Annotated in this window: 12 protein-coding genes and 1 pseudogene; 10 read left to right on the top strand and 3 right to left on the bottom strand. The window is 72.9% G+C overall.

All coding sequences use genetic code 11. The features are described 5' to 3' along the window. The 3 genes and pseudogenes from AWW66_RS20790 to AWW66_RS20800 form a co-directional block, all read right to left on the bottom strand. Positions 1 to 1,577, bottom strand: a pseudogene (locus tag AWW66_RS20790) (WXG100-like domain-containing protein); the annotation flags it as partial. Positions 1,578 to 1,586: 9 nt separating this feature from the next. Beyond that, positions 1,587 to 2,717: a hypothetical protein gene (locus AWW66_RS20795; RefSeq protein ID WP_067369084.1), complete on the bottom strand. Its 1,131-nt coding sequence runs from the start codon at positions 2,715 to 2,717 to the stop codon at positions 1,587 to 1,589. Continuing rightward, the gene (locus AWW66_RS20800; RefSeq protein WP_067369086.1) at positions 2,714 to 3,133 is read right to left on the bottom strand and encodes a YbaB/EbfC family nucleoid-associated protein; all 420 of its coding nucleotides are present in this window, start codon (positions 3,131 to 3,133) and stop codon (positions 2,714 to 2,716) included. Before AWW66_RS20800 ends, AWW66_RS20795 begins: the two co-directional genes overlap by 4 nt. 340 nt (positions 3,134 to 3,473) lie before the next feature. On the opposite strand from AWW66_RS20800, the gene AWW66_RS20805 reads away from it, so the two are divergent. The 10 genes from AWW66_RS20805 to AWW66_RS20850 all read left to right on the top strand — a co-directional run bounded on the left by AWW66_RS20805 (position 3,474) and on the right by AWW66_RS20850 (position 21,484). Continuing rightward, complete coding sequence (locus AWW66_RS20805) at positions 3,474 to 3,794, top strand: WXG100 family type VII secretion target (RefSeq protein ID WP_067369089.1); 321 nt, start codon at positions 3,474 to 3,476, stop codon at positions 3,792 to 3,794. Positions 3,795 to 3,838: 44 nt separating this feature from the next. Further along, entirely contained in the window at positions 3,839 to 4,141 is a 303-nt protein-coding gene (locus AWW66_RS20810; RefSeq protein WP_067369092.1) for a WXG100 family type VII secretion target, read from the top strand. 94 nt (positions 4,142 to 4,235) lie between these two features. Further along, complete coding sequence (locus AWW66_RS20815) at positions 4,236 to 5,165, top strand: hypothetical protein (protein ID WP_067369095.1); 930 nt, start codon at positions 4,236 to 4,238, stop codon at positions 5,163 to 5,165. A gap of 68 nt (positions 5,166 to 5,233) precedes the next feature. Continuing rightward, complete coding sequence (locus tag AWW66_RS36055; RefSeq protein WP_157527645.1) at positions 5,234 to 8,011, top strand: hypothetical protein; 2,778 nt, start codon at positions 5,234 to 5,236, stop codon at positions 8,009 to 8,011. Then, positions 8,004 to 8,351 (top strand): hypothetical protein, encoded by a 348-nt coding sequence (locus tag AWW66_RS36060; RefSeq protein ID WP_067369101.1) that lies wholly within the window; start codon positions 8,004 to 8,006, stop codon positions 8,349 to 8,351. Before AWW66_RS36055 ends, AWW66_RS36060 begins: the two co-directional genes overlap by 8 nt. 106 nt (positions 8,352 to 8,457) lie before the next feature. Then, complete coding sequence (eccCa, locus tag AWW66_RS20830) at positions 8,458 to 12,414, top strand: type VII secretion protein EccCa (protein ID WP_067369104.1); 3,957 nt, start codon at positions 8,458 to 8,460, stop codon at positions 12,412 to 12,414. A gap of 13 nt (positions 12,415 to 12,427) precedes the next feature. Beyond that, a complete protein-coding gene (eccD, locus tag AWW66_RS20835) occupies positions 12,428 to 13,840 on the top strand; it encodes a type VII secretion integral membrane protein EccD (RefSeq protein WP_067369107.1) in 1,413 nt (470 codons plus the stop codon). Between the two features lie 5 nt (positions 13,841 to 13,845). After that, the gene (eccB, locus tag AWW66_RS20840) at positions 13,846 to 15,201 is read left to right on the top strand and encodes a type VII secretion protein EccB (RefSeq protein WP_067369110.1); all 1,356 of its coding nucleotides are present in this window, start codon (positions 13,846 to 13,848) and stop codon (positions 15,199 to 15,201) included. Between the two features lie 6 nt (positions 15,202 to 15,207). Then, positions 15,208 to 18,156: a hypothetical protein gene (locus tag AWW66_RS20845; protein WP_067369112.1), complete on the top strand. Its 2,949-nt coding sequence runs from the start codon at positions 15,208 to 15,210 to the stop codon at positions 18,154 to 18,156. A gap of 7 nt (positions 18,157 to 18,163) precedes the next feature. Then, on the top strand, positions 18,164 to 21,484 hold the full coding sequence (locus AWW66_RS20850; protein ID WP_067369114.1) for a right-handed parallel beta-helix repeat-containing protein: 3,321 nt from the start codon (positions 18,164 to 18,166) through the stop codon (positions 21,482 to 21,484). The last annotated feature ends 4 nt before the right edge of the window (positions 21,485 to 21,488 follow it).

The raw sequence follows: 21,488 nt of genomic DNA on the forward strand, positions 1-21,488 counted from the left end.
CCCGTCACGGGCGAGGCGATGGGGCCGGGCTGCCCGCCCGGCGGATGGGCGTTGCCCGGCGGTGGCACGTCGGTTCCGGGACGGACGACGGGCGGGAGGGGGGTCACCTCGGGCGGCCGGGGCGATCCGCCGTCCGGCCGGGGGACCACGCCGGCGACGGGCCCGCCGGGGCTGGCCGGAGGGACGGTGCCGGTGGCGGGCGGTCGCGGGTCAGGCCGGGGACCGGGTACCACCGGCCCGCCGGGGGTGCCGGCGAGCGGAGTACCGCCGCCGGTCGGCCGGTCCTGGTGGACAGGTCCGCCCTGGGCCGGCGGAACGTCCCTGGCCGGCGGAACGTCCCTGGTCGACGGTGCGTCCCTGACCGGCGGTGCGTCCTTGGTCGGCGATGCGTCTCTGTTTGGCGGTGCGTCCTTGGTGGGCGGTGCGTCCTTGGTCAGGGGCGCGTCGTAGGGGGGCGGCGCGTCGTAGGGAGGTGGTTCCTCGCCGGTGGGTGGGGCGTCGTAGGGCGGCGGCGGGACGTCCTTGCCCGGTGGGCGGGACCCGTCGGCCCCGGGGCCGGGGTCCGGATTTCCCGACCCGGGGCCGTTGCCCTTGCCGGACAGACCTCCGCCGACGCCGGGACCGTCACCCGAGCCGGTCAGGTCCTTGCTGCCGCCGGAGCCGTCCAGGCCGTTGGCGTCGGGGGTCTGCGTACCGTGGATGCCGAGCGCCGCACCGAGATCGTGAGCGTAGCGCTCGGCGTACGTGCTGACCGCGGAGGAGACCCCGGTGGCCAGCGCGTTGAAGTCGTTGACCGCCCCGATCATCGACATGAAGGCGAGCTCGCCGAGGATCTCACCGAACGCCCCCAGCCCGGCCTGCCCGTGCACGGTGCCGCTCAGGTTGGGGAAGAACTTGCCACCGATCGAATGGACACCGCCGGCGACGACGCCGATGGTGGCGCCGGCTGCCAGGGACCACACCACGTCCGTGAGGGAGAAGCCGTCGCTCTTGTTGCCCTTGGCGAGCACGATGGCCTGGGCGATGACGTTCTCGGCGCCCTCGTCCACGGCCTCCCCGGCGCCCTGGATCGCGAGTTGGGCGACCAGCCGCTGGAGCCGGGTCTCCAGGTTGTCGAGCAGCCACTGGGCGAGCCGCTGGCCGAACCGGAGGTACCCCGGGACGGCCGCGATGCCGGCGGGGCCGATCGCGAAGGCCAAGGCGATGGTCTGGACGATCATGAACGCCGCGACGACGATCTGGACCTGTCCGTAGTCGATCTCCTCGTTGGCCTGGTTGGCGATGTGGCCCGCGACGATCGCCCGGTGCGACCCCAGCGGTACCGGATTGGTGATCATCCGTTGGTACTGGGCGAACGCGTCGGCGGCGGGGCCGTCGAGGTTGCCGAGCAGGCCGGAGCCGAGGGACTGGGTCGTCGCGATGCCGACGAGCAGGTGCCGCCCGAAGGCGTCGAGCTCGACGCTGAGCGCCTTCAACGCCGGCGGATTGCCCTTGGGGAAGTTCTCACCGATCGTCCAGAGGATCGCGTCGTACGCCCACTGCCAGTGGGGGTCGTTGGGGATGTGGAAACTGACCATGGGGGAGTGTCAGAGCGGTACGGGCGTGCCGTCGGCCGCGAAGCTGAACAGCATCGGGTGGTAGTCGGGCGACGTCGGGTCGACGGCGTTCTCCCGTGGCTTGATCAGGAACAGGTGGCCCCCGTCGGGGTCCACGGGCTGACCGTCCGGCCCGGTGACGACATGCCCGTCACCCAGCGGGAGCACTGACTCGTAGTAGTTGACGTCGAGACGTGAGGTGCCGTCCTCGAAGGTGTTCAGCGTCCGCAACTGGAAGCCCTCGGGGACCGGGACACCGTTGATGAGGACCCCCTCGGTGGGGTGGCTCAGGTGCGTGGAGGTCGCCGGTGTCAGCGGCACCGCCGACGTGGCCGGCGTCGCGGGAGTGAACGTCGCCGGCACTCCCGGCTCGGCGGGAAGCCGGGGGGTCAACCGGGACAGGGGCCGGTCGGCGTCGTCCTCGGAATCGAGGATCTTGCCCCGCACAGCCATGAGCGGTCGGAGAACGGCATCGTCGTCGCGCCAGACCGCCCCGCGACTGTGCGTGTCGGGCTCGATCAGCCGGCCCGGGAGGAGCACTCCGGCCTGGAGCGCCGGCTCGACGGGTTGCCGTTCCGCCGCCAGCATGGGGGTCAGCTCCCCCTCCTCGGGCTCGATCGGTCGGCCCTGCAGGCGCAATCCCGCCTGGAGTACGGGCTCGTGGGGGCGCCGCACCGCGTGCATCGGGGCCAACGTCCCCATCTCCATGACCGGGAGCGCCGGCTGGCGGGAGGCGTAGTGCGTGGGGGCCTCGACGGGCTGACGGGCGGCCACCTGCGTGGGCAGCGCCGCGAAGTCGGCGTCGATGATGCGTCCGGCCTCGGTCGCGTCGTCCTCGGCCTGCTGGTACCCCTCGCCGCTGATCCGCAGCCCCACCGCGGCGTACTCCACGCTCCCCCGCACGCCGAGGATGATGCCCTCGACGATGTCCATGACGTTGTCGAACTGGCCCTTGAACTGGTTGCCGATCTCGTCGTCGCCCCACGCTTCGGCGTACTGCCGCCGGAGGTGGTCGAGCCGTCTGAGGTAGCGGTCGTACATGGCGACGTGCCCGTCGTACGCGCGGCTGACCGAGAGGACCCCCTCCGGGTCCACCCAGAGGTGCCCGTTCAGCTCGCTCACGGCTTGTCCACGTCGAGGCCGAGCAGTTCGCGGACACCTTGGGGCATCCGGAGTCCCTCGGGCGGCAGGTACATGTCGACACCGGCCTCGCCCCGGACCATCTTGGCCGCGTTCATCCCGGCGGGCAGCAGCGGCGCGAGCAGGTCAGCCGCCTGTTCCATCACCTGCTCCCGGGCCTCGGTGAAGGTCTGCATGATGGTGGCCTGCAACTCGGTCGGCGACATCCGCCGGTACGCCGACGTCGGGAAACTGACGTCGGTCAGCACCCCGTTCTGCCCGACCGTGACCGTCACCTCACGCCGTGGCGAGGTGGCGGACGCCTTGACCTTGCTCATCTTTTCCTGGAGTTCCTGCACGCTGGTGCGCTGACGTTCGTACTCCGCGAACAGCGTCTCGATGCGGTCGTCGAAGGCCACGGTCCGGCTCCCTTCCCCTTGCGGACCCCAGTACAGGTCGACGGGAACGGGCGCGGGAAGTGCGACGGCGGTTTCCGGGCACGAACGTGCACCGCCTTTTCCCCACCGCACGGCCTGAGGCGCCGCGCTGCGGCGTGGCAGTCGTGGTGGCGTGGCGGTGGGTGACGCGATTCTGCGCCGGCGAGGGGAAGTCAGGCAGAGTTGCCGCGACATTCGGACATCCGGCCCCCACTGACCTTGCCGAAGGCACCGGGCCGCCCGGAACACTCGGCACGGCGATTGCCGAGCGCGGGGAGTTCGACGTCGTCACCCCATCGACGTACGAGAGAGGAGTGTCGTTGTGACCATGCCCGTGGTGCAGACCACCGACCCCGGAATGCAGGCGGCGGCCACCGAGTTCGCCGCGAAGACCCAGGAGTTCACCGGTCACCTGCGCAGCGTCAACACCGAGATGGCCACGCTCCAGGCGAGCTGGCGGGGCGACGCCTCCAACAGCTTCAACCAGGCGATGGACAACTGGGAGCGGTCCTTCCAGAACATCATCAACCAGCTCGTACACATGATGGACGTCATGGGTGTCACGACCGCCGGCTACCGGGCCGCCGAGGACGAGGCCTCGCAGACCGCCGCGAGCTTCGGGGCGGCACTGCCCGGCATCTGAGCGCTCCACCGGAAGCCCATCCGCTTTCCAGAAAGGAACTGACGGTGTCCAACTACCGTTTCGACTTCAACCAGGCCGACGTCACCCTCTACGACATGAACCAGATCAACGGGCGCATCGTGAGTGCCCTGGCCGAGATGGAGCGCAACGTCGAGCGGAGCCTCGCGGAATGGACCGGTGACGCGCAGAGCGCCTACTACGTGGCCAAGGCCGAATGGAACAGGTCCGCGCAGGAGATGAGCGTCCACCTGGAGCAGGCGCGCCGGACGCTGCTCGCGATCTCGGACAACTACGGGACGACCGAGTCGCGGCACACCAAGATCTGGAACGACGTCCGCGGCGGCTGAATCGACCACCGGCTGCCGGGCTGGTGCGACCCGGCAGCCGGCAGGCCCTTCGCGCCACCCCCGCAACGATGGCCCGCTGAGAGGTTGAGGACGAATGGGCATCGATTTCAGCTATGCCAACGACGAGGCCATCGAGCAGATCGGCATCCTCGACAGATTCAACAACGGGGAGATCGACGGCTTTCCGAACGAGCACCCGGACGGCTGGATCCAGGCGGTCATCGACGAGGTGCAAGCCGAGATCCAGAGCACCTACAACCCCCGCACGGGCAGCAGCAACGTCGACTGGTCGAACTACACCGACGAGGAGCGGGCCGCCTACGAGTGGTACCGGGACGAGGTCATTCCTCCGGAGAAGTGGAGGGCCCACGTCGAGGAGTACCAGGAGGAATCCTCCGACGAGGACAACGTCTCGTACGACGAGTACCAGGAGCCCGACGAGTACGACATCGACGGGGACATCGACGAGCCGGACGTCACCACCTACACCGGTACCGACAACGAGAACGGTGAGTTGAAGGTCAGCACGGAGGCCATCCGGCACTTCGTCAAGCAGATCGACAAGGTTGCCTGGCGCGGCGGCGGCCTGCTGCTGGACGCCAGCAACCGGTTCGACACCCTCGACATCCGGCCCGGGAAGTTCGCCCGGGCCGAGCTGATGCGGCAGAAGATCGTCGGCGGTGGGGAGAACCGGGGCCTGATCGGCGACACCCAGGGCCTGCTGACGCAGGTGCACCAGACCCTCTTCGTGCTCAGCGACAACCTGCTGCAGATGGCGAACTCCTACGAGCGCACGGAGGAGGGCAACGACCGGACCGGCAAGGATCTCGAGGACCGGACCAGGGAGTTCAACGAGATGACCGAGTCGGAGTTCGCCAACGCCATGGGTGACTCGTGGGGGTACATCGACGGCACGGGCGACTTCGGTCAGGTCTCCACGGACGGCTCCGGCGGCAACGACGACTCGGACGACGACTCCGACGACGACTCGGGCGGCGGCGACTCGGGCGGCGACGGGCAGTAGTCCGTCCCCGAGGGCGCGGCGACACATTCTGGCGGATCCCGTAACTCGCGAACAGGTTTGGACAGTCGATGTCAGACGAAGTGCCCGACGAGCAGCGCTGGGAGCACCACTCCGATCCCAAGGCCACCTTCCCACCTCTGGAAACGCCCACCGAGCCGGTCAACGACCTGGAGATCTGGGCCGCGTCCGATCCGCCGGGCTGGCGACGGATCAAGGCTGCCGTCAACGGCGGGTCGGCGATCGAGAACGAGGAGGGACGGGCGCACGCGGACTCCCTCGTCAGCGCCCAGAGTCTCGCCGACGCGGCCGGGGCCTTCCAGCAGGCGATCAACACCCTGGACTGGGTGTCGGAGTTCATCAGGACGCAGGCGCACGGCATCGCCGGCGAAGAGAAGTCGTGGCAGGGCACGGCCGCCACCGCCTTTCTGACCAAGATGGACTATTACGCAAAGTTCCTCGCCAACCAGGCCAACCGGCTGCGCGGCGGTGTCGGTCTGAGTGACTCGGCGACGCTGCCGAACCAGCTCATGAAGAATTCGTCCTACCTGCACTGGGCGCAGGAGCAGATGGACTATCTCGACCGGGCGTGGGCGCAGATCGCCGCCGCCGACGGCGCCGGCCGCACCGACGGTGGCAACGTGGCGATCAGCTCGACGCGGTTCGCCCGCCCGATGACCAACCAGATGCTCGAGGTCGCACAGACGCTGGCGCACGAGTACGACGTGACCGTGCCGAAGGTCGTTTCGCCCAACGGGGACGGCAGCCTCAGCCCCGACGACGTTCCCGACCCGCAGCCGCCACCCGACCCGGACCCGATTCCCGAACCGGAGCCGGAGCCGATCCCCGAACCGGAGCCGATCCCTGACCCGGACCCGATCCCGGAGCCGGACCCGATCCCCGACCCGGACCCGATCCCGGACCCGGACCCGATCCCCGACCCGGACCCGGACTCGATCCCCGACCCGGACCCGATCCCCGACCCGGACCCGATCCCGGATCCGTCGGCGGACACTCCAGAGCATCAGCCGCCCCCGCTGTCGGATCCCCCCGCCATCGACGCGCCGCCGATCACCGATCCCGACGGCGGCCCCGGTAACTTCAGCCGGAGCGAGGGGCCGGACGTCGTGCCTCCCGTCGTCTCCGACCCTCCGAGGGGCGACGGGCTGCCCGGGTTCGAGACCCCGCCGGTCACCGACCCTGACGGTGTGGTGCCGCCACCGGGTGGTGTGGTGCCGCCGCCCGGTGGTGTGGTGCCGCCGGTCATCCCACCCGCGCCGAACAACCCCACGCCCGGCGGCAACAACCCGGGGCGGGTGCCTCCGGTGGGACAGACCCCACCTCCGATCGGACAGGTGCCGGGCGGTCCTGGACCGGGCAACGGCGCCCGACCGCCGGACGGCGTCGTCCCGCCCGTCGTGCCCGATCCGCCGGGCGGCGTCGTCCCGCCCGGAGCGCCCAACCCGGGCGCCGGTGTCGACCTGCCGGAGGTGCCCGCTCCGGGTGGGGTCCCCGGTGGCGTCCAGCCTCCGCCCGGTGCGCCGGTACCGCCGATGATGCCGGGTGCGCCCGGCGCACCCGGCTCCGGGCTCGGCGGCGGTGGGTCGACGCCGGAGCGCCCGGACTCCTCCGGCCTCGTCGGCGGTGACCCGGCGGACTGGACCCCCGGCGACGGGGTGGGAGCCCCGGACGCGCCGGGCGGAACCAACCCCGGTGGTGCGGGTCTCGGTGAGGTTCCGGGTGTCGGTCAGGTGCCGCCGGGGGCCGGTCTGCCGGGGCCGGGCGCGCCGATGATGCCGGGTACGCCGGGCTCGCCGGGGGCGGGCGCCGGTTCCGGTGGGAGTGTGCCGGACCGTCCGGACGCTGCCGGGCTGGTCGATGGTGAGCTGGAGGACTGGCAGCCGTCCACCGGTGGCGTCGACGTGCCGGACGCCCCCGGTGGCACCAACCCCGGTGGCGCGGGGCTCGGGGACGGACCCGCTCCCGCGGACCCGTCCGGCCGCCCCGTACCGTCGGCCGGCCAGCCCGGTGCGGGATCGGTGCCCGGCGGGGGCGTGCCGCCCGTGCCCGGAGCCCCCGGGTCGCCCGGGGCCGGAGCCGGCGGTGCCAACCAGCCGGACCGGCCGGACGCGGCGGGCCTGGTCGAGGGGGACGCCGAGGACTGGGCGGTCACTGGCCCGGACGCGCCCGCCAGCCCCGAGGCGCCCACCGGTGTCCAGGCCGGCGGTGTCGGCCTGGACACCGCCCCCCCGGTCGAGGTGCCCGACGACGGGCGGACCGGCCAGGAACTCCCGGGCGCACCGATGATGCCGGGAATGCCCGGCATGCCGGGTGTCGCACCCGACCAGCGGACTCCGCAGCGGCCCGACGCCGCCGAGCTGGTCACGGCGGAGGAGGAGCAGTGGCGACCCGGGGCCGTCCCCGACGAACCGGGTGTCCCGGCACTGGCCGGTGCTGGTGGCCCGGGACCGGCCGGTGCTGGTGGCCCGGGACCGGTCGCCGAGCGGCCGTCACCGTCGGTGGCACCGGCCGGCGGGTCACCGTCGGCGGCGGACGTGGACCCGCCGACCGCGCCGGAGGCCACGGCGGCTCTCCTCGGCGTACCCCTGGTGGCGGTCGCTGTCGGGGAGCGCGAGTCGGCCGAGCGGCCGGCCGCCGCGGAGCTGCTCCGGGAGGAGGAGGTCGTCTGGGCCGGGACCGCGGCGGGGGCGCCGCCGTCGCACGACCGGGTGCCGGTGGTACGGCCGGCGGAGGACGTCGCCGACACCTCGGGCTGGGACGACGTCGACGGGGCCTGGTGGTTGCACGGCCACGAGCCCGAGCGGGAGGAGGAGCCGAAGGATGCCTGACGAGATCGAGCCGACCCCGCTGAAGGCCTGGCGGCGCGGGCGGCCGGCGGCACCGGCCCCCGAGGCGAGGCCGCTGCGGTGCGGCGGGCCGGAGTACACCCGCGCCGAGCGGCTGGAGCTGATGCGCCAGAAGCAACGCGAGATGGACGAGGCCGCCCGTCGCGCGCGGGAGGAGACCGAGGCCCGCGAGGCCGCCCGGCGCCGGGGCGCGAAGTCGACCGACGGGGACGACGAGTACCCCCCGCCCGAGCGGCGCGCCGACCGGTACGCGGTCGGGCTGCTGCGGCAGGACGACTCGGCGTGGGGCGGCGCCGGGGCCGGCTCGGGGACGCTCGGATGACCGGGGCGGCTCGGATGACCGGGGCGGCTGGGATGACCGGGGACGCTCGGGTGACCGGGGCGGCCCGGATGGCCGGGAGTGCTCGGGTGACCGGGGAGGTGCCGGCATGAGCACCGTCACCGTCAAACGGCCGCCCCGCGCGGCCGGTCCCGCGAACCCGGACGGGGAGGTCGAGCTGCAGGAGCCGCCGTTGATGGCGGAGGAGGCACCGCTCGACTTCCGGTCGTTCGCCATGATCGTGCCGATGGGCCTCGGCATGGGCGCGATGATGGCCATGTTCGGGCTCTACAACCGCGCACCGATCATGTACGTCATGGGCGGCGCGATGGCCGTCGGCATGCTGCTGATGGGTGTCGTCCAGGTCGGACGGACCGCCGCCGAGCGCAAGCGCCAGATGCACGGCGAGCGCCGGGACTTCCTGCGCTACATCGCCCAGCTCCGTCGGCAGGCCCGCAAGGCGGCCGAGGAGCAGCGCCAGGCGGTCGTCTGGAACAACCCGCAGCCGGAGTGGCTGTGGTCGGTGGCGATGAGCAGCCGGATCTGGGAGCGACGGCCGAGCCACGACGACTTCGGCCGGGTCCGGATCGGGCTCGGCCGACAGAACGCGATGTTGCGGTTCCTGCCCCCGCAGACCAAACCGATCGAGGACCTGGAGCCGCTCTCCTCGATCTCGCTGCGGCGCTTCTCCGAGGCGTACCGGACGGTCTCCGGCATCCCGACCTCGGTCGGTCTGCGCAGCTTCACCAGCGTCGAGTTCGAGGGGACGGCCGACCAGGCGATCGACCTGGTCCGAGCCATGGTGGCCGCCCTGGTCACCCTGCACGCCCCCGACGAGCTGCGGGTGGCGGTGCTCGCCCCGGAGGTGCACCGGGGCGAATGGGACTGGATCAAGTGGCTGCCGCACAACGCCCACCCGACCGCGTTCGACGCCGCCGGACCGGTCCGCCTCTTCGCCGGTACCCACGACGATTTGGTGGACCTGCTCGGCCCGGAGATCGCCGACCGGGGCGACCACGACCGGGAGGCCCGCCCGTCGTCCACCGAGCCGTTCGTGGTGATCGTCGCCCACCTGGCCGACCTGCCGGACAGCTCGCGCCTGCTCGGCGCGGGCATCCGCAACGTGGTCCTGCTCGACCTGACCGGCCAGATGCCCGGCGGACCCCGGGTGCTGCGGCTGACCCTGGACGGGGAGCGGGTGAGCTTCCCCGCCGGGGAGAGCGTCGGCTCCGCGCTGCCCGACCGGCTCGGCGTCACCGAGTGCGAGGCGCTGGCCCGGATCATCGCGCCCAAGCGGACCAGCGGCACCCTCGACGTGGCCGAGGAGCCGTTGGAGAGCGACTTCGAGCTGACCACCCTGCTCGGCATCCGGGACGCCCGCATCTTCGACGTCCAGGCCTCGTGGCGGAACCGCGCCCCGCAACGCAACCGGCTCACCGTGCCGATCGGGGTCACCGAGGGCGGCGAGGTCATCGAGCTGGACCTCAAGGAGTCCGCGCAGGGCGGCATGGGGCCGCACGGCCTGCTGATCGGCGCGACCGGCTCCGGCAAGAGCGAACTGCTGCGTACCCTGGTCTGCGCGCTCGCCGCGACCCACTCCTCCGAGATCCTCAACCTGGTCCTGGTCGACTTCAAGGGCGGCGCGACCTTCCTCGGCATGGAGAAGCTGCCGCACACCTCGGCGGTCATCACCAACCTCGCCGACGAGCTGCCCCTGGTCGACCGGATGCAGGACGCCCTCAACGGCGAAATGACCCGACGCCAGGAGATGCTGCGGGCCAGCGGCTACGCCTCGCTCTTCGACTACGAGAAGGCCCGCGCCGCCGGTGCCCACCTGGTGCCGTTCCCGGTCCTGCTGATCGTCGTCGACGAGTTCAGCGAGCTGCTCTCCAGCAAGGGCGAGTTCATGGACCTCTTCGTCTCCATCGGGCGGCTCGGCCGCTCGCTCGGCGTGCACCTGCTGCTCGCCTCGCAGCGCCTCGACGAGGGACGGATCAACCGGGTCGAGGGCCACCTGTCGTACCGGCTCGCGCTGCGGACCTTCTCGTCGATGGAGTCCCGGTCGGTCATCGGCGTCGGCAAGGCGTACGAGCTGCCGCCCGAGCCCGGCAACGGGTACCTGAAGGTCGACACCACCAACCTGGTGCGGTTCAAGTCCGCGTACGTCTCCGGGCCGTACAAGGGCGCGGGACGGGCCGGCGGCGTCGAGGAGGAGGAGCGGCGGGCCGCCGCCGAGGTCGTCCCGTTCGTCACCGGTCAGGTGGACGTCCGACACGACCCCGGTCGGGTCCGCGTCGCCGAGCCCGTCGAGGAGACCGAGGAGGAGCCCGGCGCCGTGACCGGCCCGAGCCTCGCCGAGGTGCTGCTCGACCGGCTCGCCGGCTCCGGCCCGCCGGCCCGGCAGGTGTGGCTGCCGCCGTTGTCCGCCGCACCCAGCCTGGACACGCTGCTGCCCAGCGTCGTCCCGGATCCGCTGCGCGGGATGACGGTCGACGACCGGGCCGCGCAGGGGCGGCTGCGGGTCCCGGTGGGGATCGTCGACCGGCCCGCCGAGCAGCTCCGCGACCTGCTCACCATCGACCTCAGCGGGGCGGACGGGCACATCGGCATCGCCGGTGCGCCGCAGAGCGGCAAGTCGGCCCTGCTGCGCAGCGTGATCCTCGCGCTGGCCTTCACCAACACCCCCCGCGAGGTGCAGTTCTACGGGCTCGACTTCGGCGGCGGCGGTCTCGCCTCCATCGCCGGGCTGCCGCACATCGGCTCCATCGCCACCCGGATGGAACGCGACCGGGTGGTCCGGACCATCGAGGAGGTCTGGCAGGTGATGGAGCGCCGCGAGTACGAGTTCGCCAACCGTGGCCTCGACTCGGTGACCGCCTACCTGGCCGCCCGCGCCCGGGGCGAGATCGACGACCCGTACGGGCACGTGTTCCTGGTCGTCGACGGCTGGTACACGATGAAGCAGGACTTCGCCGACCTGGAGACGAAGTTCCAGGAGCTGGCCTCGCGGGGGTTGTCCTTCGGGGTCCACGTGATCGTCTCCGCCACCCGGTGGTCGGAGATGCGGACCTGGCTGCGGGACCTGCTCGGCACCCGGCTGGAGCTGCGCCTCGCCGACTCCATGGAGTCCGACGTCGGCTCCCGCAAGGCGGCGACCGTGCCGCACCAGCCGGGCCGTGGCCTGACCAACAGCGGCCTGCACTTCCTCGCCGCGCTGCCCCGGATGGACGGCAGTTCGAGCGTCGACGACCTCGCCGAGGCGACCAAGTCGACAGTCGAGGAGGTCGCCACCTTCTGGACCGGACCGCCCGCGCCGGGCGTCCGGATGCTGCCCACCCAGCTTCCGGTGGAGCGCCTGCCCGCGCCGGAGCCGGCCTTCAAGGTCTGCCTCGGGCTGGACGAGCAGCGGCTCGCCCCGGTCTGGCACGACTTCATGGTCACCCCGCACCTGATGGTTCTCGGGGACACCGAGACCGGCAAGTCGAACATGCTCCGGCTGGTGCTGCGCGCCATCCAACAGCACTACACCCCGGCGCAGGCCAAGGTCGTCCTCGGCGACTCGCGCCGGGACCTCGACACCGCGATCACCGCCGACTACCAGGTCGGGTTCGGCTTCACCGGCGACCGGCTCTACGAACTGGCCGGGCAGACCTCGGTCTCGATGGACCGCCGGCTCCCCGGCCAGGACGTCTCGTCGGAGCGGATGCGCCGCCGGGACTGGTGGGAGGGGCCGGAGCTGTTCCTGATCGTCGACGACTACGACCTGATGACCCGCTCCATGGGGCCGGGCTCGGCGCTCGACCCGGTGCTGCCGCTGCTGGCGCAGGGCGTCTACATCGGGCTGCACCTGGTGATCGCCCGCAGCACCTCGGGGGCGCACCGGGCCATGATGGACCCGGTCCTGCGCCGGATGTGGGAGCTGGGCACCCCGGCGACCCTGCTGTCGTACCCGAAGGAAGAGGGCAAGTTCCTCGGCGAGGCGGCCCCGCGCCGGCTGCCGCCCGGACGCGCCCAGTTGGTCACCCGTCGCGGCGTCAAGCTGATCCAGACGGGGCACGTCGCATGAGAGGGGTGCGCGGGTGACTGCGACGCTCAACGCCGAACTGTGCCGGATCACCGTGATCGGTCCGGTCCGCCGGGTCGACCTGGCGGTCCCGGTCACCACCACGGTGGCCGCCCTGCTGCCACTGCTGGTGGAACAGACCTCGGAGCCCGGCCACCGGGTCGAGTCGGGTGCCGCCGAGGGGGCCTGGGTCCTGCAACGTCTCGGCCAGGCGCCCTTCGAGCTGACCGGTACGCCGGAGAGTCTCGACTGGCTGGAGGGCGAGGAACTCCACCTGCGTCCGGCCGAGAGCCCTCTGCCCGAACTCGACTTCGACGACCTCGCCGACGGGGTGGCCATCGTCGTCAACCGGCGCGACGACCGCTGGCAGCCCGAGCTGCACCGCCGGATCTTGTTCCTGCTGCTGGCGGCCGTCGGCATGGGGGCGGTCGCCGCCGTGCTCACCGCGTACGGCCCGGTCCTGCCGCAGGTGGTGGCGGCCGGCGTGATCGGCGTGGTGTTCCTGGCCACGGCGCTGGTCTGCGGCCGGCGCCTGGACGACGGCGCGTTCTCGCTGCTCTTCGGCGGCGGCGCGGCCGGCTTCACGGCGCTCGCCGCGTCGAGCGCGGTCGACGGCGACCCGGAACGCATCGCGGTGACCGGCGGGGCCGTCCTCGCCGCCGCCGTCGCCCTCCTCGCCGTCACCGCGCTCCTGCTGGTCGCCCAGCGCACCTTCGCCCCGTACCTGCCGGTGCGGCCGATCCTCGCGGCCGGGGTGGTGGGTCTGGTCACCACACTGGTGCTGCTGATGCACGCGGCCAGTGGCATGAACGCGCCACGGACCGCCGCCACGGCGGTCACGCTGATCTTCGGCCTGATCGTGCTGGCCCCCCGGATCGCGGTGAAGATCTCCCGACTGCGCGGGCCGCAACTGCCGAAGAACAGCGAGGACATGTCGTACGACATCGAGCCCGCCCAACCCGACCAGGTCGGACAGCGCACCGACGACGCGGACACCTACCTCGCCGTGGCGATGATCGCGTCGGCGGTGGTCCTGCCGGTGCTCTTCCACTTCACGATGCAGGTGGCCGGCTGGGCGGGGTGGACCTTCGTGCTGGTGGTCGCCAGTGCAATCCTGTTGCGCGCCCGTACCTTCCTCGGCGTCTGGCAGCGGATCGCGCTCGTCGTCGCCGGTACCGTCGGCCTCCTCATGGTTGTCATGAAGCTCGCTGACATGGTGTCGCCCGCCGGCCGCTGGGTGCTGCTCGGCTCCCTCGTCGCGCTGCTGGTGCCGCTGGTGCTGGCGGCGCTGCGGCCCTGGCCCCGGCGGATGCTGCCGTTCTGGGAGTACTCGGCAACCTTCTTCGACGTCACCACCGGTGTCGCCGTGCTCCCGATCCTGGCGCAGATCATCGGGTTCTACGCCTGGGCCCGTGGACTCTTCGGGTAGCCGCCGTGCAGACCCAACGCGACCACGTCCACGCCCACACCTTCATGATGGGGCGGCTCAGCTCCGCCCTCGTCGAGGGGGACCCGACCGTCGCCCGGATCCCCGGGCAACGGGCCCTGACCGGGCTGGTGGTCGGGGTCATCCTGGTCCTGCTGATCGGCGGCGGGTTCGCCGTCTACGGCTGGCTCGTCCCCGGTGGCAGCACCGCGTACCGGCAGGCCGGCGCGATCCTGGTGGAGAAGGAGAGCGGCACCCGGTACGTCTACCGCGACGGCGTGCTGTTCCCGATGGCGAACCTGACCTCCGCGATGCTGGTGCAGGGTCCGACGGCCTCGGTGAAACTCATCTCCCGCAACTCGTTGAAGGACCTCCCGCGCGGCCCCGAACTCGGCATCCCCGACGCGCCGCAGACCGTACCCACCGTCGGTGACCTGGTCACCGGCCCCTGGCTGGCCTGCCTGCCCGGCTCGGTGGTGGACCGGCCCGGCTCCCGGCTCGGCGTCAACCTCGACCCGAACGCCCCCGCCGCGCCACTGGCCGACCGGACCTTCGCGCTGGTACGCGGCCCGCAGGACCGGACGTACCTGCTCGCCGGGCCGTACAAGTTCCCGGTCGCGGACCACTCGGTGCTGGTCGCGCTCGGTGCCGCGAACGCCCGGCCGGCGGTCGCCCCGGCCGGCTGGCTGGACTGGCTGCCGACCGGGGTCACCATCGGCCCGGCGAGGATCCCCGACGCGGGTCAGGCCGGTCCACGGGTGGACGGTCGCTCCCACCGGGTCGGCACGCTCTTCCGTCAGCGACCGGCCGCCGGCGAGGAGCAGCTCTTCGTGCTCCGTACCGACGGGCTGGCCCCGGTCGACCGGATGGAGTTCGCCCTGGCCGCCGTGCGCGACGACGAACCGCCGGTGGAGCTGGACGCCGCCGCCGTGGCCGCCGCCCCGCGCTCCGGCGACCGGACCCTCACCGGACGGCTGCCCGACCTGACCGACTTCCAGTGGCGGGACCCCGGCGCCCAGGTGCTCTGCGTCCGCCAGCGACCGGTCGGCGCGGACTCCGTCACCAGCGAGGTCGTCCTCACCGACCGGCTCTCGGCCGGGGTGGACGACGACGGCCGGACGACGGTGCTGGCCGAACCGGGCTCCGGCATGACGGTGACCCCGATCCCCAAGGCGGGCGGCGTCCCGGAGGTGGCGCTCATCTCGGACCAGGGCGTCGTCCACCGGATCACCGGCGGGGACACGCTCGCCGCGCTCAAGCTCAACTCGGCGGCGGCCGTCCCGTTCCCGAGGGAACTCCTGGGGGCGCTGCCACAGGGTCCCGTGCTCAGCCGTACGGCCGTGACCGGTCCGACGAGGGGGTAGTTGTCCATGGCATCCATCCGAAACCTGCTGCGCGGCGGCCGGCCCGAACCCGGCGACGTGGTACGGCACACCGTCGGCAACGCGCTCGTCCTGCACCACCCGGACGAGATCAGCGGCGAGGCGCAGGCGCTCGCGCTCTCGGTCGTGGCGGACGCCGAGAACGACGTGGTGGTCCTCGACCTCGGCAGCGGCATGTCGATCGGCTCGTGGGAGTCGATGGCCGGGGTGCTGCCACGCCGCCGTCGCGGCATCCGACTGGTCGCCTGTGGACAGCAGCACGACACGGCGGCCATGGCCGGGCAGTGGCTGTCGGAGCGGCTCAACCGCACCGTCATCGCGCCCGACGGCGACCTGGTCCGGGGTGCGGCCGGTGGGCTCTTCGTGCACTCCAAGCCCGGCAGCGGCTGGGTGCGCTTCCGCCCCGGCAAGCCCCCCGCCTGGGATTCCAAGCGGTACCCGACACCGTCGTGGGACACCGCCGCGACCGAACGCCGCCCCTCCAGCTCCACCGGGGAGATCGAGCCCCTGCCCGGTGGCGTCTGGATCCACGACGTCCGCGCACCGCAGGTCACCGCCGACCACCGGCACCGTCTCGTCACCGACGTGCCGTGCCAGCCGGAGACGATGACCGTGCTGCTCGGCTGCCCGGGTACCGCGCCGCTCCCCCTCGACGACGTCGTCCGCTTCTGGCGCGACCTCGACCCGGACAGCCGGACGCGGGCCCGCTTCGTGCGGTACGGCGACGTCCGCATGCCCGAGGGCGAGGCGTTCGGCCAGACCCTCGCCGACCTGCTCGACACCAACATCGTCTGCTACACCGGGGTCCCGATCGGTGCCCCCGGCAAGGTCGAGATCCGGACCGTACGCGCCGACGGCGTGCTCGGCTGGCCGCCGTTCGCCCTGGAACTCGGGTACGTGCCGAGGGCGCATCCGAACTCGCGGGCCCGCCGTCCCGCCGTGCTCAGCCACCGTGGCCCGCTGCGCGGCGCGGAGGAGATTGCCCCCCGGGTCTACTGGTACGCCCCGGACGCCGTCGTCGAGGTGGTCGAGGCCGGGCTCTGGATCCGCCCGGCGGACGAGCCGGGCAACGCGGAACGAATCCGGGGCGCGGCGCTCGACCCCGAGGGCGGCACCATGGTCTTCGACGACACGTCGCCGGAGGGTACGGCCCGGATGCGGGAACTGGCCGAGGACCTGGCCGCCCGGATCGACCGGGAACTGGGCCAGGCCAGCGGTCTGGTCCCGGCGTCCGTCCTGGTGCCGGAGCGCCGGTCGGGCGGTCGGGCCCAGGCGGTCCTGACCTCCGGGCCGCAGTCGCGGGGCGACGCGGAACCGCGCGGCGGGGAGCCGCCGGTGATCGCCTCCCGCCCGGACCCGATCGCGATGGCCACGGTGGTCACGGTCCTTCCGCCGCCGCCGGTACCGACGGTCGTGGCCCCGGAGTCGGTGCCGCAGGTCGCCCTGCCGGCAGCGCCGTCGTCGCCGGTAGCGCCCTCGTCGCCGGTGGCCCCGGAGCCGCCGGCCGCGCCGGTCCGTCCGGAGGCACCGGTCGTCCCGGACGCGCCGGTCGTCGCGGCGGCACCGGTCGTGCCGGTGTCGCCGGCCGTCCCGGTGTCGCCGGACGCCGACGGCGGGCCGACGCCCGTGGGTCCGAGGGTCGTCTCGGATCTCCCCGCCCCGGCTGCCACTGCCGTATCCGTCGCCATTCCGGTCGACGTGCCGGTCGTGCCGGCGGTGGACGCGTCGACCGAACCACAGGTGGAGCCGCCGGTGGAGTCTTCGGTGGCATCGTCCGTCGAGCTGCCGCCGCCCCCGCCGGCCCCGGTGCAGATCCCGACCGAGTCCTCGATCGACGGCCCCGACCAGGGTGTCGAGCCCTCGCACCCTGACGCGCCGACTGCGCCGACCGCGCCGAGCGGTCCGACCGCGCCGACCGGACCGACTGCACCGACCGCGCCGGTTCCGCCCGTCGGGTCCGTCCCGGCGGAGGAGCCACTCCCGGCGGAGGAGCCCGTCCCGGCGGAGAAAACTGGCCCGGCGGAAAAGGGCGGCCCGGCGGCCACGCCCGGCCCGGGTCGGGCGGCCGGCCGGGTGGAGGAGCCGGCCCCGCCGGCCACGGCCAACAGCGTGCGGCTGCAACCCGTGGCCGGGGCGAACGCCACGGCCCTGCTGCCCCGGCGCGGCCTGGACGAGGAACGGGCCTGGCTGCGCCGCTCGTTGAGCCGGGACTTCGACACCATGGCCAGCTCGGTCTCCCGGATCATGTCCGAGCACCCGGGCATGAAGGCCGGCGGTGCCAGTACCCCGGACGACGTCCTGGTCGACTCGGTGGCGACCCGGCTCTTCCTGACCCGCCGGGGCGCCGGTATCGACGCGGGTCTACGGGCGGGCGCGAACGGCCCGCACGTGCCGCTCGCCCGCTGCGCGGTCTCCGGCCTCTCCCGCCTGCCGTCCTTCCGGGGCAGCACGGTCGCGCGGATCACCCCGCGTGCCGAGGAGTGGGCGCTGTACCGGGACCGGCGCCTGGTCACCGACTGGAGCTTCGTCACCATGCTCACCGCGCCCTGCGCGGGCCAGGAGGGCGACACCGACCTGCTGGTCTGGTCGATGACCGCCCGCCGTACCTCGCTGTTGGAGCCGGAGGGGGACGAGCGCGTCGAGGACCGGGTGGTCTTCCTGCCCGGTACCCATTTCAAGATCCTTGAGTTGACGGAGCCGGACGGGGACCGACGCGGCACCATCCTGCTCCGCGAGATCGGTGCCAACGAGGTCGACGAGGACGGCCGCGTCGACCCGAACCGGGTCTCGCTCGACGAACTGGCCGTCACGTCGATGCGGCGCAGCCTCGACCGGTGGGGCGGCGCCGACGGTCGGAAACGTATCGGCCCCGCCTCGGCCGGCCGCTTCGGCGTGCTTCCCGGCCTCGTCCGGTCGCCGATCGCAGAGAGGGGGTGACCCGCCGATGAGTCGACAGGTCCTGATGGTGGGAGGCGGCCGGCCCGGTGCGTTCCCGACGATCGGCGCGGCGATCGCCCGCGCCGAACCCGGTGCCACCATCACCGTGCATCCCGGGCGGTACGTCGAGAAGCTGGTCGTCGGCAACCGGATCACCATCAGCGCCGAGTCCGGCGGCACCGTCGAGGTGCACGTGGAGGAGGGCAGCGTCCTCGCCGTCCACGGGGAGGGCGCCCACCTGCGCGGGATCTCGCTGTCCAGCGACGACCCGAAGCTGGCCGCGGTCGACGTCTACTCCGGCGAGGCGGCGCTGGACGACTGCCGGATCGCCGGTGCCGCCTGGGTGACGCTGCTGGCCCGGCTGCAGGGCACCCTGGCGCTGCGGCACTGCGAGATCCGCTCCTCGGCGGGGGCCGGGATCGTGGTCACCTCACCGGGCGCGAGCACGGTCGAGGACACCGTGGTCCGGGAGGTCGCCACCTCCGGCATCGTGGTCAGCGACAAGGGCGCGGTGACGCTGCGGCGCTGCCGCGCGGAGAAGACCGGGGCGAACAGCATCTGCGTCAACGGGGACGGCCGGGTCGTGGTCGAGCAGTTCGACATCGTCGGCGCCGGCAAGCCCGCGCTCGTGGTGGAACAGCGCGGCCACGCCCGGATCAACAAGCTCAGCGTGCGGGAGAGCGGCAACGTCGACGTCTTCATGCGCGGCGAGGTCGACGTCGTCGTCACCCACTCGGAGTTCACCGGCGCGGCGTTGCAGGCCGTGCACGTCGCCGGGGGCGCCGCCCCGAGGTTCGAGCACTGCACCTTCGGGTCGGCGGGGCGCAGCGCCGCACACGTCACCGGCGAGGCCCGGCCGACGTTCGCCGACTGTGTCTTCGCCGACTCGCCGGTCGGGGTGACCGTCGAGGCGAAGAGCGCGCCGAGCTTCGAGGGGATGACCGTCCGGGGCAGCAGCGAGCACGCGGCGGTCGTCACCGGCGAGGCGTCGATGACCGTGCACCGCCTGCGCGCCACCGGAGCCGGTCTGCTGGTGCGGGCCGGTGCCGAGGTCACCGGCGCCGACCTGGTGGTCGACGCCGGAGGCGCCCACGCGCTCGAACTGGGGGAGTCGGCGCGGGGCACGATCCGCGAGGCCCGGTTCACCGGTACGGCGGCCACCTGCGTCCTGGTCGGTGCCGGTGCGGCGCTCTCCCTCCAGTCGGCCGCGCTGCACGGTGCCGGGCTCCAGGTGACCGGGAACGGAGACCTGCGGCTGCGTGACACCGAGGTCATCGACGCGGGCGGCGACGGTCTGCGGGTCGGGGCGGCCGGCACGGTGACCGCCGGTCAGGTCCGGGTGCGCGGCGCCCGCCGGGCAGGGGTACGGCTGGAGCACGGCGCCCAGGGCAGCTTCACCGACTGCGAGGTGCTCGACAGCGGCGACGCGGGGTTCGACGTGGAGACCGGCGAGCCGGTCTCGATCACCCGGTGCGTGGTCCGCGACAGCGGTGGTGAGGACCTCCGCCGGGCCGACGACGCCCAGCTGACCGTGACCTCGCTGACCACCGGCGGGGCCGCCCGGTCCGCCGCCCCCGTCTCCCCGGCGGCACCCCCGTCCGGGTACGCCCCGGAGCGTTCGCCCGACCCGGACACCGACGCCGGGGAGGAGCCGGCGGGGGACGAGTTGAGCGGACCGCTGCGCGAGCTGAACAGCCTGATCGGGTTGCGCGGGGTGAAGCAGGAGGTCACCGCGCTGATCAACCTGATCAAGATGGCGCAGGTCCGGCAGCAGATGGGCCTGCCGATGCCACCGATGAGCCGCCACCTGGTCTTCGCCGGCCCGCCCGGCACCGGTAAGACCACGGTCGCCCGGCTCTACGGCTCGGTCCTGGCGGAGCTGGGCATCCTCGCCAAGGGGCACATGATCGAGGCGGCCCGGGCGGACCTGGTCGGCCAGTACATCGGCTCCACGGCGATCAAGACCACCGAACTGGTCATGAAGGCGATCGGCGGGGTGCTCTTCATCGACGAGGCGTACACGCTCGCGGCCGGCTCCGGCGGCTCCGGCCCGGACTTCGGCCAGGAGGCCATCGACGCGCTGATGAAGATCATGGAGGACCACCGCGACGACCTCGTGGTGATCGTGGCGGGGTACTCGGAACTCATGGAGAAGTTCCTGGAGTCCAACCCCGGTCTCGCCTCCCGGTTCACCCGGACGATCGAGTTCCCGAACTACTCGGTCGAGGAACTGGTCACCATCACCTCGAACCTGTGCCGCAAGCACTACTACGAGCTGACCGACGAGGCGACCGACGCGCTGACCACGTACTTCGAGCGGGTCCCGCGCAACTCCACGTTCGGTAACGGTCGGGTCGCCCGCAAGCTCTTCGAGGCGATGATCAACAACCAGGCGTCCCGGCTGGCCACCACGCCGCCGACGAAGGACACCGAGATCAACAGGCTCGTCGCCGAGGATCTCGCCCCGGAGCTGCGGCTGCTGGAGGAGCTGCCGGTCGAGCAGCGGAACGCGACCGACGCGGCCAGCGACCCGACCGGCGCGATCAACGCGTCGCAGAGCTGGCACCGGGTCTGCCGCCTGGTCGGCGGGTCCGAGGTCCGCGACGCGGTCGGCGCGACCCTGCTGCGCCTCTGTGAGCTGCGCAACCGGCGCCGCTCGTACGGCCGGCACGGCAACGTCCTGCTCGCCGGGGCCGCCGGAAGCGGTCGCAGCGAGTTCGCCCGGCACTACGCCGCCGGCCTGTCCGAACTGGACCTGGTACCGGTCGGGCACCTGGTGCGCGTCTCCACCGCCGGCCAGCTCGCGCCACAGTGGCCCGGACAGGCCCCGAGCCTGGTCCGGGCCGCCCTCCAGGACGCGGCCGGCGGCACCCTGCTGATCGACTACGTCGAGGACGACGGCGGCCCGGAGATCGTCGAGTCGCTCGTCGCGCAGGTGCGCGCCGGCCTGGGCGACCCCGTCGTGATCCTGCTCGGCGAGCCGCCGGCGCTCACCCGGCTCGGCGCGGCGGTGCCCGGCCTCACCGAGGTGTTCGGCGAGACGTGGACCGTCCCCGAGCACAGCGTCGCCGAACTCGCCGAGATCGTCGTACGGCACCTGGTCCGGCACGGTCACGAGGTACCCGACGACGTGCGTGCCGCCCTGGCCGGGCTGGTCGGCCAACTCCCCGACCGTACGGTCCGCGCCGCCCACCAGCTCTCGCGGACCCTGACCCGCGCCACCGGGTCCCGCACCCTCGCGCTGGCCGACCTGCACGGACTGGTCAGTCGCCACACCCCGGCCGTCGTGGGGGTCCGCCGCTCCGGCGGCCTCGCGGCCGTCGGCTGAGAGG

The sequence above is a fragment of the Micromonospora rosaria genome, from assembly GCF_001567585.1.
GTDB classification, from domain to species: domain Bacteria; phylum Actinomycetota; class Actinomycetes; order Mycobacteriales; family Micromonosporaceae; genus Micromonospora; species Micromonospora rosaria.

What these genes read in the sequence shown, in the direction of transcription:
- AWW66_RS20815 (WP_067369095.1), top strand. Translation starts at nt 4,236, where the DNA reads ATGGGCATCGATTTCAGCTATGCCAACGACGAGGCCATCGAGCAGATC.
- AWW66_RS36055 (WP_157527645.1), top strand. Translation starts at nt 5,234, where the DNA reads ATGTCAGACGAAGTGCCCGACGAGCAGCGCTGGGAGCACCACTCCGAT.
- AWW66_RS20850 (WP_067369114.1), top strand. Translation starts at nt 18,164, where the DNA reads ATGAGTCGACAGGTCCTGATGGTGGGAGGCGGCCGGCCCGGTGCGTTC.
- AWW66_RS36060 (WP_067369101.1), top strand. Translation starts at nt 8,004, where the DNA reads ATGCCTGACGAGATCGAGCCGACCCCGCTGAAGGCCTGGCGGCGCGGG.
- eccCa (WP_067369104.1), top strand. Translation starts at nt 8,458, where the DNA reads ATGAGCACCGTCACCGTCAAACGGCCGCCCCGCGCGGCCGGTCCCGCG.
- AWW66_RS20845 (WP_067369112.1), top strand. Translation starts at nt 15,208, where the DNA reads ATGGCATCCATCCGAAACCTGCTGCGCGGCGGCCGGCCCGAACCCGGC.